The 15,315-nt window shown below is 53.9% G+C and carries 17 protein-coding genes; 11 read left to right on the top strand and 6 right to left on the bottom strand.

Translation table 11 applies throughout. The features are described from left to right. Window positions 1–42 precede the first annotated feature (42 nt). Window positions 43–303, bottom strand: a complete 261-nt coding sequence (locus tag D9980_RS22925; RefSeq protein ID WP_071783710.1) for a helix-turn-helix transcriptional regulator — start codon at window positions 301–303, stop codon at window positions 43–45. Between the two features lie 181 nt (window positions 304–484). On the opposite strand from D9980_RS22925, the gene D9980_RS22930 reads away from it, so the two are divergent. Then, entirely contained in the window at window positions 485–841 is a 357-nt protein-coding gene (locus tag D9980_RS22930; RefSeq protein ID WP_024483361.1) for a DNA-binding protein, read from the top strand. 263 nt (window positions 842–1,104) lie between these two features. Then, on the top strand, window positions 1,105–1,479 hold the full coding sequence (locus D9980_RS22935; protein WP_121608517.1) for a DNA-binding protein: 375 nt from the start codon (window positions 1,105–1,107) through the stop codon (window positions 1,477–1,479). A gap of 44 nt (window positions 1,480–1,523) precedes the next feature. On the opposite strand, the gene ispB is transcribed toward D9980_RS22935, so the two are convergent. Continuing rightward, a complete protein-coding gene (gene ispB, locus D9980_RS22940; protein ID WP_121608518.1) occupies window positions 1,524–2,495 on the bottom strand; it encodes an octaprenyl diphosphate synthase in 972 nt (323 codons plus the stop codon). A 269-nt stretch (window positions 2,496–2,764) separates the two neighbouring features. On the opposite strand from ispB, the gene rplU reads away from it, so the two are divergent. The 4 genes from rplU (at window position 2,765) to cgtA (ending at window position 5,619) form a co-directional block, all read left to right on the top strand. After that, entirely contained in the window at window positions 2,765–3,076 is a 312-nt protein-coding gene (rplU, locus tag D9980_RS22945) for a 50S ribosomal protein L21 (RefSeq protein WP_004955927.1), read from the top strand. A 17-nt stretch (window positions 3,077–3,093) separates the two neighbouring features. Next, a complete protein-coding gene (gene rpmA, locus D9980_RS22950) occupies window positions 3,094–3,351 on the top strand; it encodes a 50S ribosomal protein L27 (protein WP_004933559.1) in 258 nt (85 codons plus the stop codon). Between the two features lie 107 nt (window positions 3,352–3,458). Then, window positions 3,459–4,430, top strand: coding sequence for a DMT family transporter (locus D9980_RS22955; RefSeq protein WP_021807524.1), 972 nt, complete (start codon window positions 3,459–3,461; stop codon window positions 4,428–4,430). Between the two features lie 16 nt (window positions 4,431–4,446). Continuing rightward, window positions 4,447–5,619: an Obg family GTPase CgtA gene (gene cgtA, locus D9980_RS22960; RefSeq protein ID WP_024483364.1), complete on the top strand. Its 1,173-nt coding sequence runs from the start codon at window positions 4,447–4,449 to the stop codon at window positions 5,617–5,619. Between the two features lie 106 nt (window positions 5,620–5,725). On the opposite strand, the gene pmrB is transcribed toward cgtA, so the two are convergent. The 3 genes from pmrB to dacB are packed head-to-tail and all read right to left on the bottom strand — an operon-like array spanning window position 5,726 to window position 8,894. Next, window positions 5,726–6,790, bottom strand: a complete 1,065-nt coding sequence (pmrB, locus tag D9980_RS22965) for a two-component system sensor histidine kinase PmrB (protein ID WP_121608519.1) — start codon at window positions 6,788–6,790, stop codon at window positions 5,726–5,728. Continuing rightward, window positions 6,787–7,449 (bottom strand): two-component system response regulator PmrA, encoded by a 663-nt coding sequence (gene pmrA, locus D9980_RS22970; protein ID WP_121608520.1) that lies wholly within the window; start codon window positions 7,447–7,449, stop codon window positions 6,787–6,789. The genes pmrB and pmrA overlap by 4 nt, the downstream gene beginning before the upstream one ends. Window positions 7,450–7,460: 11 nt before the next feature. Next, complete coding sequence (dacB, locus tag D9980_RS22975) at window positions 7,461–8,894, bottom strand: serine-type D-Ala-D-Ala carboxypeptidase (protein ID WP_021807522.1); 1,434 nt, start codon at window positions 8,892–8,894, stop codon at window positions 7,461–7,463. A 289-nt stretch (window positions 8,895–9,183) separates the two neighbouring features. Between dacB and greA the strand changes: the two genes are divergently transcribed. After that, the gene (greA, locus tag D9980_RS22980; protein WP_021179044.1) at window positions 9,184–9,660 is read left to right on the top strand and encodes a transcription elongation factor GreA; all 477 of its coding nucleotides are present in this window, start codon (window positions 9,184–9,186) and stop codon (window positions 9,658–9,660) included. A gap of 115 nt (window positions 9,661–9,775) precedes the next feature. On the opposite strand, the gene yhbY is transcribed toward greA, so the two are convergent. After that, window positions 9,776–10,069, bottom strand: a complete 294-nt coding sequence (yhbY, locus tag D9980_RS22985; protein ID WP_121608521.1) for a ribosome assembly RNA-binding protein YhbY — start codon at window positions 10,067–10,069, stop codon at window positions 9,776–9,778. A gap of 143 nt (window positions 10,070–10,212) precedes the next feature. On the opposite strand from yhbY, the gene rlmE reads away from it, so the two are divergent. From rlmE to glmM, 4 genes are all read left to right on the top strand, one after another. Next, window positions 10,213–10,842, top strand: coding sequence for a 23S rRNA (uridine(2552)-2'-O)-methyltransferase RlmE (rlmE, locus tag D9980_RS22990; RefSeq protein WP_021179046.1), 630 nt, complete (start codon window positions 10,213–10,215; stop codon window positions 10,840–10,842). Between the two features lie 56 nt (window positions 10,843–10,898). Continuing rightward, the gene (ftsH, locus tag D9980_RS22995; protein WP_024529076.1) at window positions 10,899–12,830 is read left to right on the top strand and encodes an ATP-dependent zinc metalloprotease FtsH; all 1,932 of its coding nucleotides are present in this window, start codon (window positions 10,899–10,901) and stop codon (window positions 12,828–12,830) included. Window positions 12,831–12,968: 138 nt separating this feature from the next. Continuing rightward, entirely contained in the window at window positions 12,969–13,802 is an 834-nt protein-coding gene (gene folP / locus D9980_RS23000; RefSeq protein WP_121608522.1) for a dihydropteroate synthase, read from the top strand. A gap of 7 nt (window positions 13,803–13,809) precedes the next feature. Next, a complete protein-coding gene (gene glmM / locus D9980_RS23005; protein WP_024483368.1) occupies window positions 13,810–15,147 on the top strand; it encodes a phosphoglucosamine mutase in 1,338 nt (445 codons plus the stop codon). Window positions 15,148–15,315 lie beyond the last annotated feature (168 nt).

Consider the following 15,315-nt stretch of genomic DNA (forward strand, 5'->3'; position numbering starts at 1 on the left):
TGATAAGCCGCCGGGCCGAATCCGGCGGCTTTCTTATGTTTATCATGATTTGATTCGACTTTTCCGATCTCGCAGATGATGGGTGAGCGGATCAAAATATCTGCTCGGCCAGATCTCTGCCGGATGTACGTTCAGTGCATCAGCAATCAACCACTCTCCCTTGGGCCAAGGACGTGACAGCGCGTTGGCCAACGTCGATGAACTTAGCCCTGCCCCCCGTGAAACCGCAGCCAGAGTGGTACCTCTCTTCTTCAAAGCCGCGATGACGTCTGCTGGATGCCAATCTGGGTCCCGTGAATTCATATTTTCATTCCTTTTTTGATTAGAGAAAGTTCTGTTAGTGGTATAACTAACAGGTAAGTATTAATCGTTTGAACAACGTGAAGCGTTTATTCAGAAACTAGGATACCACCAAGTTTCCCAAAAATACCTTATGGTTTCTGAAAAATTTGTCTTGCCACACAATTGTCCCGAGATCATGGCTATGAAAAACGAGTGGTTTGCTGCCAAGGAGCTGATAGGCATCGCAGGATTACCGTCCTCTACACAGGGAATCAATCTGATGGCCCGGCGCGAAAATTGGCTCAGCCGTCGCCGCAAAGGCGTGCAAGGCAAGGCGCTGGAATACCATATCGACAGCTTGCCTACCGGCGTCAAAAACCTGCTGGTATTGCGCGAAGAGCCTGCGATCTATGAGGCCGGACGTCAGGACCCACTGGCGGTGTGGATCGAATACTATTACCACCTTTCAGACAGTGAGCGTGGTCAAGTGATGGCATTTTTGATGCGTGAAGGTATGGATAGCCTGCTGACCTGGATTGCCGAAAAGAACAAACAGTAAATCTCCTCAGCTGACGTGCACTTTGTAGGGGCGCCGCATGTGCGCCCGAGTAGCCATATGGTGCTCCCAACAAGCACCTTTCTGCGTCGCCTCTCTGTTTCATCCTCCTTATTTGGTAAGTGTTTCTTGAGTATTTCGCCAAATTTTTGGTTATTGGCAACGGCTTGGTTAATGTTATAACTAACTTATTGGCATTAGTTGTTCATGCAACTGGAAGGTCTGATAAGTCAGTTAGGGGCAACGCCGAGATCAAGGAGGGGGGAATGGACCAGGAGTGGTTTACCGCCAACGAACTGAAAGAGAAGGGCGAATTGGGTAGCTCCCCGCAAGGGGTCAATAAGCGAGCACGTGAGCAAAACTGGCGATGGCAGCGGCGTTTTGGCAAGCAGGGAGTGACTAAGGAGTATCATATCAGCAGCCTGCCCCTCTCGACCCAAAACGAGTTGTATCCCCAGCGATATCCTCTTGCCGCAGAGGAACCGGCGGCTTATACCGTCTCCCGTGATGGCGATCCTTGGGCACGTTTGCAGAGCTATCTGGCAGGTATGAAACCTGACGAATACGCGGTTTTATTGAGTTTTCTGGCGGAGAATGGGGCTGCGGGGCTGCTGGATCTCATTAGCAAGGCAAATAAATAGGCCTGCAAAACAGGCCTATTTGAATATTAAGAAACTTAAATTTCTTAAAAGTCTCGTTGAACCGCCAGATGCGCTAATCCTTCCAGTGCGGTTCGATATGGCGAGTCGGGCAAAATCTGCAATGCGGCGATCGCCTTGTCCGCTTCTTCTTCTGCGCGGTGACGTGTATAGGTGAGTGAACCACACTCCTGCATGGTAGCCAGAACCGGCTCCAGCAGATGGCGGCCATTCCCCTGTTCAATCGCGCCACGGATCATCGCAGACTGCTCGGCATTGCCATTATGCATCGCATGCAACAACGGCAGCGTCGGCTTGCCCTCGTTCAAGTCATCGCCGGTATTTTTACCCAGGGTCACGCCGTCTGCACTGTAGTCCAGCAGATCGTCGATCAGTTGGAATGCCGTACCAAGATAGCGGCCATAGTCTTGCAGCGCCTGCTCTTCGGCCGGGTTAGCCTCTGAGAGGATGGCTGATGACTGGGCTGCCGCCTCAAACAGACGAGCGGTTTTGCTGTAGATGACCCGCATATAGTTTTCTTCACTGATATTCGGATCGTTGACGTTCATCAACTGCAGCACTTCCCCTTCGGCGATCACGTTGACCGCTTCGGACATCACTGCCAGCACGCGCAGCGATTCCAGGCTGGTCATCATCTGGAAAGCACGCGTATAAATGAAATCGCCCACTAGCACGCTGGCGGCATTGCCAAACGCCGCGTTGGCGGTCGCCTTGCCACGGCGCATGTCGGACTCATCCACCACGTCATCATGCAACAGGGTAGCGGTATGGATGAACTCTATCAGGGCAGCAACGGCAATGTGTTTATCGCCTTGATAGTGCAAGGCCCGTGCCGCCAGAACGGCGATCATCGGGCGAATGCGCTTACCGCCACCGCTGATAATGTAATAGCCAAGTTGATTGATGAGCGTGACATCGGAATTCAACTGTTCGAGAATTGTTGCGTTCACGGCCGCCATATCTTGCGCGGTTAACTCAGTAATTTGTTCTAGGTTCATTGTATTTTTTTCAGCTGTGTTTCTGTTGACCGCGATGAGAACGCTGCTCACATCGGTACATGGCGGTAACTGTCCTGTTGATTGTACTTGAAAATCGGCCCAGATAAACGTTGTGAGAGAAACTGTGTTTTTTTTCTTCTTTTTTCACCTTCTGGCCCTAATCTGCTCTTGTCATATGCGGGATTATTGCGTAGAATTCGCGCCCTATTGTGAATATTTATAGCGCGCTCTGTACTGAACAGTTGGGCACGCGGAAAGCGGAGTTTTATATGTACGCGGTTTTCCAAAGTGGTGGTAAACAACACCGAGTAAGCGAAGGTCAGACCGTTCGCTTGGAAAAGCTGGACATCGCAACTGGTGAAGCGGTTGAGTTTGACCAGATTCTGATGATCGCTAATGGCGAAGATATCAAAATCGGCGTTCCTTTCGTCGATGGCGGTAAGATCAAAGCTGAAGTGGTTGCTCACGGTCGTGGCGAAAAGATCAAGATTGTTAAGTTTCGTCGTCGTAAGCACTATCGTAAGCAGCAAGGTCACCGTCAGTGGTTCACTGATGTTAAAATCACCGGCATCAGCGCTTAAGTTAGGAGAGCGGATTAATGGCACACAAAAAGGCTGGCGGCTCGACTCGTAACGGTCGCGATTCAGAAGCTAAACGTCTGGGCGTAAAACGCTTTGGCGGCGAAGCAGTACTGGCAGGCAGCATCATCGTTCGTCAGCGCGGCACCAAATTCCACGCTGGTACCAACGTGGGTTGCGGCAAAGACCACACTCTGTTTGCTTTGAAAGACGGTAAAGTCAAATTCGAAGTTAAAGGCCCGAGCAATCGTAAATTTATCAGCATCGAAGCTGAATAATTTTTCGAGCCTTACGAAATAGATGTTAAGCCCCGCAATTCGTTGCGGGGCTTTTTACATTTATAGATTGCTTGTGCTTGGCGGCACAACGCACAGACAGTGAGAAGATGGAAAAAAAACAGCAGGCTGGCGTTGGTATTTTTCTGGCGGTCACCACAGCGGTTTGCTGGGGCGCACTGCCTATCGCAATGAAAGAAGTGCTGGAAGTGATGGAGCCGTTTACCATCGTCTGGTATCGCTTTACGATTGCCGCCATCGGCCTGGGGATGATCCTGGCAGTGCGCGGGCGTTTACCCCCGGTGAAAATGTTCCGTCAACCCCGCTGGTTGCTGTTGCTGGCGATCGCCACTGCCGGGTTGTTGGGCAACTTTGTCTTCTTCAGCTCTTCGCTGCAATATTTGAGTCCGACGGCCTCGCAGGTTATCGGCCAACTCTCGCCGGTGGGCATGATGTTCGCCAGCGTATTGATCCTGAAAGAAAGGATGCGTATCACTCAGGTGATTGGCGCTCTGATGCTGATCTGCGGGCTGATGCTGTTTTTCAACGTCAGCCTGATCGAGATCTTCACTCAGTTCACAGATTACACGCTCGGTGTGTTGTTGGGCGTGTGTGCAGCCATGGTTTGGGTGACCTATGGCGTGGCGCAGAAAGTATTACTGCGTCGATTGGCCTCACCGCAGATCCTGGTCTTGTTGTACACTTTATGTGCGATCGCGTTATTCCCGCTTGCGAAGCCAGCGGTGATTTTCCAGCTCAGCGGCTGGCAATTGGCCTGTCTGCTGTTCTGTGGTGCTAACACGCTGATTGGTTATGGTGCGCTGGCGGAAGCGATGGCGCGCTGGCAGGCGGCCCAGGTGAGTGCGTTAATCACGCTGACTCCCCTGTTTACCCTGCTGTTTTCAGATTTATTGGCGCTGGCCTGGCCACAGGTATTTACGGCCCCGGCATTGAATGTCGTTGGCTATGTAGGTGCTTTTGTGGTGGTTGCAGGTGCCATGTTTTCCGCAATTGGTCACCGTTGGTGGCCGCGACGGGCAGAAACCAACCTGGTTGCTTCTTTGAAGCGGCCCGGTGAATGAGTTACGGAGACGGTAAATGAAGTTTGTAGATGAAGCAACGATCCTGGTCGTGGCAGGTGATGGCGGTAATGGTTGCGTCAGCTTCCGCCGCGAAAAATACATCCCGAACGGTGGGCCAGACGGCGGTGACGGCGGTGACGGCGGTGACGTCTACCTGGTGGCAGACGAAAACCTGAATACCCTTATCGATTACCGCTTTGAAAAATCTTTCCGTGCCGAACGTGGCCAGAATGGTCAGAGCCGTGACTGTACCGGTAAACGCGGTAAAGACGTCGAAATCAAGGTGCCGGTCGGTACCCGTGTACAGGATCAGGGCACCGGTGAGATCCTCGGTGATATGACCCGCCATCAGCAGCGTCTGATGGTGGCGAAGGGCGGTTGGCACGGCCTGGGCAACACCCGTTTCAAATCCTCGGTAAACCGTGCTCCGCGCCAAAAAACGCTGGGTACCAAGGGCGAGATGCGCGATATTCTGCTGGAGCTGTTGCTGTTGGCGGATGTGGGCATGTTGGGCCTGCCGAACGCCGGTAAGTCGACCTTCATTCGCGCGGTTTCTGCCGCCAAGCCAAAAGTGGCGGACTACCCGTTCACCACGCTGGTACCGAGCCTGGGCGTGGTACGTATGGACCATGAACAAAGCTTCGTGGTGGCGGACATTCCTGGCCTGATCGAAGGCGCACATGAAGGTGCTGGGCTGGGGATCCGTTTCCTGAAACACCTGGAGCGCTGCCGCGTGTTGCTGCACCTGGTGGACATTGCGCCGATCGACGAGTCCGATCCGGTAGAGAATGCCAAGGTGATCATCAACGAGCTCAACCAGTACAGCGAGAATTTGTCGCACAAGCCACGCTGGCTGGTGTTCAACAAAGTTGACCTGCTGGACGAGGAAGAGGCCGCCGAGCGCGCCAAGGCGATCGTAGAAGGCATGGGTTGGGAAGGTAAGTACTACATGATCTCCGCTGCGAACCGCGAAGGCGTTAACGCGCTGTGCTGGGACGTGATGAACTTCATCAATACGCAACCTAAAGCCATGGCGATCGAAGAAAGCGCGCCAGAAAAAGTCGAGTTCATGTGGGATGATTACCACCGTGAGCAGATCGCTGAAGTGGAAGCTGAAGCGGATGACGATTGGGATGATGACTGGGATGAAGATGACGACGAAGGCGTCGAAATCGTCTACCAGAAGTAATTCTGCGTAATAAAGTAAGGGCTCGGTTCGATGAACCGGGCCCTTGTTGTTTTTTGGACGGCTGAAAATCTGTTACGTAGGGGCGCTGCATGCTGCGCCCTGGTGTTTACTGATTTAAAATATTATCGGGTAACCAGCACTGTGCATCCAGGCCGCTGGCATCGGTGCGGTTTTCCAGACGTAGACAGCCGCGGTGCAACTGAACGATACGGATCACGATATTCAATCCCAGCCCGCTGCCACCATAACGCTGGTCCATCCGGCGGAAGGCCTGAGTCAACTCTCCCGCCATCTCTTGTTTGATACCCGGCCCCTCGTCGAGAACCTGTAAGCGTTGTCCATTATTCTCGGGGGTGAGCTGAACACGAATGACACTCTTCTCAGGGCCATAACGGTGCGCATTTTCAACCAGATTACGCAGCATCAAGCGCAGCAGCACCGGATCGCCATGGGTCGGGGCACTGGCTGGCAGTTGCCAGACAATCTTTTGCCCGCGTAGAGCGGCAAGCTCCTCCAGCTCACCCTGCAGTGGCTTGATAACGTTGGCCACCCAGTCAAACTGTTGGTAATGGCCACTGGCGAAATCCTGCCCGGCACGTGACAGCATCAGCAATTGCTCAACCACGTGCATCAGTTGGTCAATGCGGGAGATCAGCTGCTTACTGCCCGTGGCCCCCTGTTGCTCCATCAGTTCCAGATGCAAACGGATCCCCGCCAGCGGCGTGCGTAATTCGTGGGCCGCATCGGCCGTAAACAGGCGTTCCTGCTGGATGGTATGGTCAAGGCGTAACAATAACTGATTCAGTGCCTTGGTAACCGCCATCATCTCCAGACTGTCGTTGGATACCGGCAAAGGGGTCAGATTATCTGCCGAACGTTTCTCCAGCTTTTCCTGCAGTTGATTCAGCGGCCGGATAATCCAGCTGATGGCCCAGAAGGAGGCCAGCAAGGTCACCACCATCATGATCAATGAAGGAGCTAGCAGAGAAGCTATCGCTTCGGCAATCTCGGTATCGACCCGCTCGTTGCGGGCTTTGGCTGAGAGGGTTTCATCCACCAGGAAACTGATCTGCTCCTGGCTTTCGTGCCATAACCAAAACGCGCTGATGAGCTGGGTGACCAGCAGGATCAGGGCCAACATCAGCAGCAAACGACGGCGCATGCTGATCAAGATGCGGGCTCCAGACGGTAACCGATGCCACGTATGGTACGGATACGATCTTTGCCCAGTTTACGGCGCAAGTTGTGCATATGCACTTCGAGGGTATTCGAGCCCAGATCGTCGTTCCAGGTATAGAGATCCTGTTGCAACAGCTCACGGTTGACGGTTTGCCCGGCCCGCATCATCAGACGCGACAGAATGGCAAACTCTTTCGGCGTGACGTCTATCGCCTGCTGTTGCAGATACACCTGCTGGCTGGACAGGTTGAGCGTCAGATCGTCCTGTTGCAGCAGGTTATCGCTGTGGCCCTGATAGCGGCGGATCAAAGCGCGCACCCGGGCTTGCAGCTCAATCAGCGCAAAGGGTTTGACCAGATAGTCATCGGCACCGGCGTCCAGGCCATCGACACGGTCTTGCAACGCGTCACGAGCGGTGAGGATCAACACCGGGATGCTGATGTGTTGACGACGCCACTGCCGCAGCAGGGTGGCACCGTCAATATCTGGCAGGCCGAGGTCAAGGATCACCATACTGTACTGGCTGGTGACGATCAGGCTATTGGCCTGCGCAGCACTGGCCGCACAATCACAGGCGTAGCCTTCGTTGGACATTGCCAACGCCACGCCTTGCTGCAATAACTCATCGTCCTCAACAATCAGTAGCTTCATGCCCTTGGGCCTCAATTGTTCTGATAGATATCCCGATACAACCGGCTTTCGAACCGCACCAGCGGCGCTCGGCGCTGTTTCTGATCTTCTGGTGGCACCGCGTAACCAGAGAGATATTGGACAAAGGCAAGGCGCTGACCGCTGGCCGTAGTGATAAAGCCAGCCAGGTTGTAGACCCCTTGCAGCGCCCCGGTTTTGGCAGAAACCTTACCGTCGACCCCGGCTTCGTGCAGGCCACCGCGATAGCGCAGCGTGCCATCATAACCGGACAGCGGCAGCATCGAGATAAAGTTGAGCTCGCTGTCGTGCTGAGCAATATATTGCAACGCCTGCATCATGGTAGCAGGTGCCAGCAGGTTGTGGCGCGACAGGCCAGAGCCGTCCACCACGATGCTGTTACCCAGATCTACCCCGGCCTTCTGGCGCAGAACCTGACGTACTGCATCAGCCCCCGCGCGCCAGGTGCCCGGTACGCCGAAGCGTTCATGGCCGATGGTACGAAACACGGTATCGGCAATCATGTTGTCCGACTTCTTCAGCATGATTTTCAGCAGGTCATGCAACGGTGCAGACTGCGTCTGGGCGATGACCGTGCCCGTCATGCCTGGCTGGGTTTGGCGTTTCAAATGGCCGCCAATCTGGATCCCTGACTTGACCAACTCATCTTTCAGGATGGCGCCGGCATAGCTGGCCCCGTCTTGAATGGCGAATGCCAACGGCAGTGGCTCACTGCGCTGGGTCAGGCATCCCGTCAGTGTAAAGCGGTTCAATTCGCCCGGAACCACATCCAGTTCACAATATTGGGCATCCGGAGAGCCTTTCGCCAGCGTTCTTACCTGGCTGAACATATTGACCGGGTAGAATGAAGCCACGCGAATAAACGCCATCTCACCGGGGTTAGGGGCGCTGTAAAGGGAAACCGAGAAACAGTTGCGATCGACAATCGCTGCCGCTGGCGGGGCGCTGAAGCACTGGGTCATATCGTTCCAGGGCCAGCCGGGCGCTTTGTCATGGCTGGCAAATACCGAGGTATCGACCAGCACATCGCCGCTGATTTCGCGCACTCCCTGTTTTTTCAGTTCCGCCACCATATTGCGCAGATTCTGCCGCTTGAAGGTGGGATCTCCGCTGAAACGGGCGATAAGGTTGCCACGCAACACGCCATCCGTGATGTTGCCCTGACTTTCCAGTGTCGTGGTGAAGCGATAATCCGGCCCGAGCTGCAACAAAGCCGCCAGCGCGGTAAGCACCTTCTGGGTGCTGGCCGGGAGTGCCATTTGCTGTGAGTGATAGTCGATGGTTGGCGTGGTCGCGCCAATCTTCTGAACGATCAGGGCCAGGTTCGCCCCATCAGGCAAATATTGGGTGTAATCTTCAACCGGGGCCGCATGGGCATTAACAGCAAATGCGCAGGCCAATACACTGACAATTCGTGAAAAACGCATAATCTCGGGGTAACAGCTGGATAACGTGCTGTCATACTACGGTGCATCAAGGGATAAAGTAAACGATGACCCTTAAGGAACTCTAGGCTAAAATGCGTATCAAAATGCAAAATCGACGCTGACTTGGAGCAAACCTCCGAGCTCGGTTTCTTTTGTTTATCGCCTGGAGACGGAAGGCGCAACGCCTGCCGTAATTTCATACGAACACGTCAGGATGACGCTAATGCCCTGGGGATGCTTGCTACACCACGGGTATATTTGAACAGGATAGATTTAGAGGTATTTAACGATGAAACAGATCCCGATGACCTTGTTTGGCGCAGAACAGCTGCGTGAAGAACTAGAATATTTGAAAGGTGTGCGTCGCCCGAAAATCATTGCCGACATCGCTACCGCACGCGAACACGGTGACCTGAAAGAAAACGCCGAGTACCATGCCGCTCGTGAACAGCAGGGTTTCTGTGAAGGGCGTATCCAGGAAATCGAGGCCAAACTGTCCAATGCGCAGGTGATTGACATCACCAAAATGCCTCAGACTGGCCGCGTGATTTTTGGCGCTACCGTCTCGGTGATGAACCTGGATAGCGAAGATCAGGTGACGTACCGCATCGTGGGTGATGATGAAGCAGACTTTAAGAAAAATCTTATCTCTGTCAACTCACCGATGGCTCGTGGCCTGATTGGCAAAGAGCAGGATGATGTTGTTGTCATCAAAACCCCGGGTGGTGATGTAGAATACGAAATTCTGAAAGTGGAATATCTTTAATTTCGCCCGAGTTGGTTAAAAGTTCAGCAGGGTTTTGTAAAGAAAGGAAAAAGGCCGCAAGCGGCCTTTTATCTGAGCCCGGCGCATGGCACCGTCTCAGCAAACAGATTGCGGATTAGCGCGGCAAAGTGATCTTGCGCTCTTTCGCCGGGCGGTAAAGAATAAGCGTACTGCCGATCACTTGCACATTGCAGGCACCCGTTTCACGCACAATAGCGTCGGCGATCAGGGTTTTGGTTTCGCGATCTTCGGCAGCAATTTTTACTTTGATCAGCTCGTGATGCTCCAGAGCCAGCTCAATTTCAGCCAACACCCCTTCGGTGAGACCGTTATTACCCAGCATGACCACCGGTTTTAACGGATGTGCCAGGCCTTTCAGGTGTTGTTTTTGTTTATTATTCAGATTCATTGTCTTTTTTGCTTAAGTTGGGATTGAAAACGGTACATTCTACCGCCATCTCATGTGTATCACCAAATCGGTCTGCACCGAATTGAGTTTACGTGAGAAGCGAACCTGGCATGAGACTCTTTTTAGGATAGTTGGAATACTCGATGGCAAATAAAAAGCGTTCGGCCAGTTCCAGTCGCTGGCTCCAAGAACACTTTAGCGATAAATATGTGCTTCAGGCGCAGAAAAAAGGGCTGCGCTCGCGCGCCTGGTTTAAACTTGATGAAATACAGCAAAGTGACAAACTGTTCAAGCCGGGTATGACGGTCGTTGATTTGGGGGCTGCACCGGGCGGTTGGTCGCAATATGTGGTAACCCAGATTGGTGGTAACGGGCGTATCATTGCCTGTGATATTTTGCCAATGGATCCTATCGTTGGCGTCGATTTCCTTCAGGGCGATTTTCGTGATGAACTGGTCCTCAAAGCACTGTTGGAACGTGTAGGTGATAGTAAGGTTCAGGTAGTCATGTCTGACATGGCCCCGAATATGAGCGGCACCCCGGCGGTCGATATCCCAAAATCGATGTATCTGGTGGAATTAGCACTGGAAATGTGTCGTGATGTTCTCGCACCAGGCGGTAGTTTCCTGGTGAAGGTGTTCCAGGGAGATGGTTTTGACGAGTACCTACGGGAAATTCGCTCCCTGTTTACGAAGGTTAAGATTCGTAAGCCAGACGCTTCTCGCGCACGTTCGCGTGAAGTGTACATTGTAGCGACAGGGCGGAAACTGTAGTACCCTAACGCTGTTTGTTAACACAGTTGTAATATGAGGTTAATCCCTTGAGTGACATGGCGAAAAACCTAATTCTCTGGCTAGTCATCGCGGTCGTTTTGATGTCGGTATTCCAGAGCTTTGGGCCCAGCGAGTCTAATGGCCGTAGGGTAGATTACTCTACCTTCATGACCGAACTGACCCAAGATCAGATCCGTGAAGCGCGCATTAATGGGCGTGAAATCAACGTTGTCCGTAAAGACAGCAACAAGTACACCACTTACATTCCGGTCAACGATCCGAAGTTGCTGGATACGTTGTTAACCAAAAACGTGAAAGTTGTTGGTGAGCCACCGGAAGAGCCAAGTTTGCTGGCTTCCATCTTTATTTCCTGGTTCCCAATGCTGTTGTTGATTGGGGTCTGGATCTTCTTCATGCGGCAAATGCAGGGCGGCGGCGGCAAGGGCGCGATGTCCTTCGGCAAGAGCAAGGCCCGTATGCTGACGGAAGACCAGATTAAAACCACTTTTGCCGACGTTGCAGGCTGTGACGAAGCAAAAGAAGAAGTGAGTGAACTGGTAGACTACCTGCGCGAACCGAGCCGTTTCCAGAAGCTGGGCGGTAAGATCCCGAAAGGCGTGCTGATGGTTGGCCCTCCGGGTACCGGTAAAACCCTGCTGGCGAAAGCGATTGCCGGCGAGGCGAAAGTCCCGTTCTTCACCATTTCTGGTTCTGACTTCGTCGAAATGTTCGTCGGTGTGGGTGCATCCCGCGTCCGTGACATGTTCGAACAGGCCAAGAAAGCAGCACCGTGCATCATCTTTATTGATGAAATCGACGCCGTAGGTCGCCAACGTGGCGCGGGTCTGGGCGGTGGTCACGATGAACGTGAGCAAACGCTGAACCAGATGCTGGTTGAGATGGACGGCTTTGAAGGCAACGAAGGCATTATCGTCATCGCGGCAACCAACCGTCCTGACGTACTGGACCCTGCGTTACTGCGTCCAGGCCGTTTCGACCGCCAAGTGGTAGTTGGGCTGCCAGACGTACGTGGCCGTGAGCAAATCCTGAAGGTGCACTCACGTCGCGTGCCGTTGGCGCCAGATGTTGATGCTTCTGTGCTTGCACGTGGTACTCCGGGCTTCTCCGGTGCGGACTTGGCCAACCTGGTCAACGAAGCGGCCCTGTTCGCAGCACGTGGCAACAAGCGCGTGGTGTCGATGGTGGAATTCGAAAAAGCCAAAGACAAGATCATGATGGGTGCGGAACGTCGCTCCATGGTGATGACGGAAGCACAGAAAGAATCGACCGCCTATCACGAAGCGGGCCACGCCATCATTGGCCGCCTGGTTCCTGAGCATGACCCGGTGCATAAAGTCACGATTATTCCTCGTGGCCGTGCGCTCGGCGTGACCTTCTTCCTGCCGGAAGGGGATGCGATCAGCGCCAGCCGTCAGAAGCTGGAAAGCCAAATCTCCACCCTGTACGGTGGCCGTCTGGCAGAAGAAATTATTTACGGGCCGGAAAAAGTCTCTACCGGTGCATCGAACGATATTAAAGTCGCTACCTCGATCGCCCGCAACATGGTGACCCAATGGGGCTTCTCTGAGAAGCTGGGGCCATTGCTGTATGCGGAAGAAGAGGGCGAGGTGTTCCTGGGCCGTTCCGTGGCCAAGGCGAAACACATGTCGGACGAAACCGCACGTATCATCGACCAGGAAGTCAAATCCCTGATTGAGCGCAACTACATTCGTGCACGTGCGTTGCTGATGGAAAACATGGACATCCTGCATTCGATGAAAGATGCACTGATGAAATATGAAACCATCGATGCACCACAAATCGACGACCTGATGAACCGTAAAGATGTGCGTCCGCCAGCAGGTTGGGACGACGTGGCGAAAAGCAACAACTCCGACAACGGTGGCACACCAAAAGCGCCAACGCCGGTAGATGAGCCGCGTACGCCAAACCCAGGCAACACCATGTCTGAACAGCTCGACAAGTAACATCGGCTGTAGCGTAAAATAAAACCCCGGCCAGCCGGGGTTTTTTATTGCTGGCTGAAAATTGCGACCTCTCCTGGGTGAGAGGGGCGGGATCCACTCCAGGCAACAGAGTAGTATTGACTCCAAGGTAGATTAATCATGCAGTTAACCGTGCGCGACCAAATCCTCGATCTTAACCATCCTCGGGTGATGGGGATCCTCAACGTTACCCCAGACTCCTTCTCTGACGGCGGGCGACATAATTCGCTGAATGATGCTCTGCTGCATGCGCATGCGCTGATTTCGACGGGTGCAACGATGATCGATGTAGGGGGCGAGTCCACGCGCCCGGGTGCTGCCGAAGTCAGTGAAGAAGAAGAGATTGAGCGCGTCGTGCCGGTAGTTGAAGCCTTGGCGCAGCGGTTTGAGATTTTTATCTCGGTGGATACCTCAAAAGCCGGCGTGATCCGCGAATCCGCCAAAGCTGGCGCGCATCTGATCAACGACGTTCGCTCATTGCAGGAGCCTGGTGCGCTGCAGGCAGCCGCCGAAAGCGGTCTGCCAGTGTGCCTGATGCACATGCAAGGCGAGCCGCGTACCATGCAACAGGCACCGCATTACGATGACCTGATGGCGGACGTTAATGCGTTTTTCCAGCAGCATATCGACCGCTGTATTGCAGGCGGCATAGCAAAACAGAAATTGTTACTCGACCCAGGCTTCGGTTTCGGTAAGAATTTAGCGCATAATTATCAGCTTCTGGCCCGATTGGCGGAATTTCATCACTTTGGCTTGCCACTGTTGGTGGGGATGTCGCGTAAATCTATGATTGGGCAGCTATTGAATGTCCCACCCGAACAGCGGGTTATCGGCAGCGTTGCCTGTGCGGTGATTGCCGCGATGCAGGGGGCGCAGATAGTCAGAGTGCATGATGTCAAAGAAACCGTCGAGGCGATGCGTGTCGTCGAGGCAACACTTTCAGCTAAGGGATAGTAGAAACATGAGCGAACGCAAATACTTTGGTACCGACGGCATTCGTGGCAAGGTGGGTGACAGCCCGATAACCCCTGAGTTCGTCCTCAAGCTAGGTTGGGCGGCCGGTAAGGTATTGGCGCGCCATGGTTCCCGCAAAATCATCATCGGTAAAGATACCCGTATCTCTGGCTATATGCTGGAGTCGGCGTTGGAAGCCGGGCTGGCGGCGGCGGGGCTGTCCGCTTCGTTTACCGGCCCGATGCCAACCCCAGCGGTAGCTTATCTGACCCGAACGTTCCGTGCGGAAGCCGGGATCGTGATTTCTGCCTCACATAACCCATTTTACGATAACGGCATCAAGTTCTTCTCCATCGACGGCGCCAAACTGCCTGACGATGTGGAGGAAGCGATTGAAGCGGAAATGGAAAAACCGCTGACCTGCGTCGAATCTGCCGAGTTGGGTAAAGCCAGCCGCATTGTCGATGCCGCAGGGCGCTATATCGAATTCTGTAAAGGCACCTTCCCAAGCGAACTGAGCCTGAACGGGCTGAAGATCGTGGTGGACTGTGCTAACGGTGCTACCTATCACATTGCCCCAAGCGTTTTGCGTGAGCTGGGTGCCACGGTGATCGCTATCGGCTGTGAGCCGGATGGCATGAACATCAACGAAGAGTGTGGCGCTACCGATGTGCGTCAACTGCAGGCTCGCGTGCTGGAAGAACAGGCACATGTTGGCCTGGCCTTTGATGGCGATGGCGACCGCGTGATGATGGTGGATCACCTGGGTAACAAGGTCGACGGCGATCAGATCCTCTACATCATCGCTCGTGAAGGCCTGCGCCAGGGGCAACTGCGCGGCGGTGCTGTGGGGACCCTGATGAGTAACATGGGTCTGGAGCTGGCACTGAAGCAGCTCGGTATCCCGTTTGCCCGTGCCAAGGTGGGGGACCGCTACGTACTGGAAAAACTGCAAGAGTTGGGCTGGCGCATTGGGGCGGAAAACTCCGGCCACGTGATCCTGTTGGACAAAACCACCACCGGGGACGGTATCGTCGCTGGCCTGCAAGTGTTGACGGCAATCGTGCGGAATAACATGAGCCTGCACGACCTGTGCAGCGGTATGAAATTATTGCCACAGATCCTGGTCAACGTGCGCTTTGTCGGTGAGCATAACCCGCTGGAGTCAGAGGCGGTGTTGAAGGTCGCTGAGCAGGTCGAAGCCGAATTGGCGGGTCGTGGCCGCGTACTACTGCGTAAATCGGGCACTGAACCGCTGATCCGCGTGATGGTGGAAGGCGAAGATGAACAGCAGGTTATCGCGTTGGCGCACCGTATCGCCGATGCGGTCAAGTTGGCAGGTTAACACGCTGTTTTTACGCAGGTACGCTGTCAGTGCCTGCGTAATTTCCCGTTTAGCCCTGCTTTTGCTGTTTTTTTCCGCAAACGCATCGGCGGTTGCAAATTGCCCTTGCGCGCTTTGATGGCTTTGGTTAGTATTCACACCCGCTTCAGTGGGCTGTTTTAGTGACAC

Origin of the sequence: Serratia sp. 3ACOL1, from assembly GCF_003668775.1 — a bacterium.
Classification (GTDB): domain Bacteria; phylum Pseudomonadota; class Gammaproteobacteria; order Enterobacterales; family Enterobacteriaceae; genus Chania; species Chania fonticola.

What these genes read in the sequence shown, in the direction of transcription:
- D9980_RS22925 (WP_071783710.1), bottom strand. Translation starts at nt 303, where the DNA reads ATGAATTCACGGGACCCAGATTGGCATCCAGCAGACGTCATCGCGGCT.
- D9980_RS22930 (WP_024483361.1), top strand. Translation starts at nt 485, where the DNA reads ATGAAAAACGAGTGGTTTGCTGCCAAGGAGCTGATAGGCATCGCAGGA.
- D9980_RS22935 (WP_121608517.1), top strand. Translation starts at nt 1,105, where the DNA reads ATGGACCAGGAGTGGTTTACCGCCAACGAACTGAAAGAGAAGGGCGAA.
- ispB (WP_121608518.1), bottom strand. Translation starts at nt 2,495, where the DNA reads ATGAACCTAGAACAAATTACTGAGTTAACCGCGCAAGATATGGCGGCC.
- rplU (WP_004955927.1), top strand. Translation starts at nt 2,765, where the DNA reads ATGTACGCGGTTTTCCAAAGTGGTGGTAAACAACACCGAGTAAGCGAA.
- rpmA (WP_004933559.1), top strand. Translation starts at nt 3,094, where the DNA reads ATGGCACACAAAAAGGCTGGCGGCTCGACTCGTAACGGTCGCGATTCA.
- D9980_RS22955 (WP_021807524.1), top strand. Translation starts at nt 3,459, where the DNA reads ATGGAAAAAAAACAGCAGGCTGGCGTTGGTATTTTTCTGGCGGTCACC.
- cgtA (WP_024483364.1), top strand. Translation starts at nt 4,447, where the DNA reads ATGAAGTTTGTAGATGAAGCAACGATCCTGGTCGTGGCAGGTGATGGC.
- pmrA (WP_121608520.1), bottom strand. Translation starts at nt 7,449, where the DNA reads ATGAAGCTACTGATTGTTGAGGACGATGAGTTATTGCAGCAAGGCGTG.
- dacB (WP_021807522.1), bottom strand. Translation starts at nt 8,894, where the DNA reads ATGCGTTTTTCACGAATTGTCAGTGTATTGGCCTGCGCATTTGCTGTT.
- greA (WP_021179044.1), top strand. Translation starts at nt 9,184, where the DNA reads ATGAAACAGATCCCGATGACCTTGTTTGGCGCAGAACAGCTGCGTGAA.
- yhbY (WP_121608521.1), bottom strand. Translation starts at nt 10,069, where the DNA reads ATGAATCTGAATAATAAACAAAAACAACACCTGAAAGGCCTGGCACAT.
- rlmE (WP_021179046.1), top strand. Translation starts at nt 10,213, where the DNA reads ATGGCAAATAAAAAGCGTTCGGCCAGTTCCAGTCGCTGGCTCCAAGAA.
- ftsH (WP_024529076.1), top strand. Translation starts at nt 10,899, where the DNA reads ATGGCGAAAAACCTAATTCTCTGGCTAGTCATCGCGGTCGTTTTGATG.
- folP (WP_121608522.1), top strand. Translation starts at nt 12,969, where the DNA reads ATGCAGTTAACCGTGCGCGACCAAATCCTCGATCTTAACCATCCTCGG.
- glmM (WP_024483368.1), top strand. Translation starts at nt 13,810, where the DNA reads ATGAGCGAACGCAAATACTTTGGTACCGACGGCATTCGTGGCAAGGTG.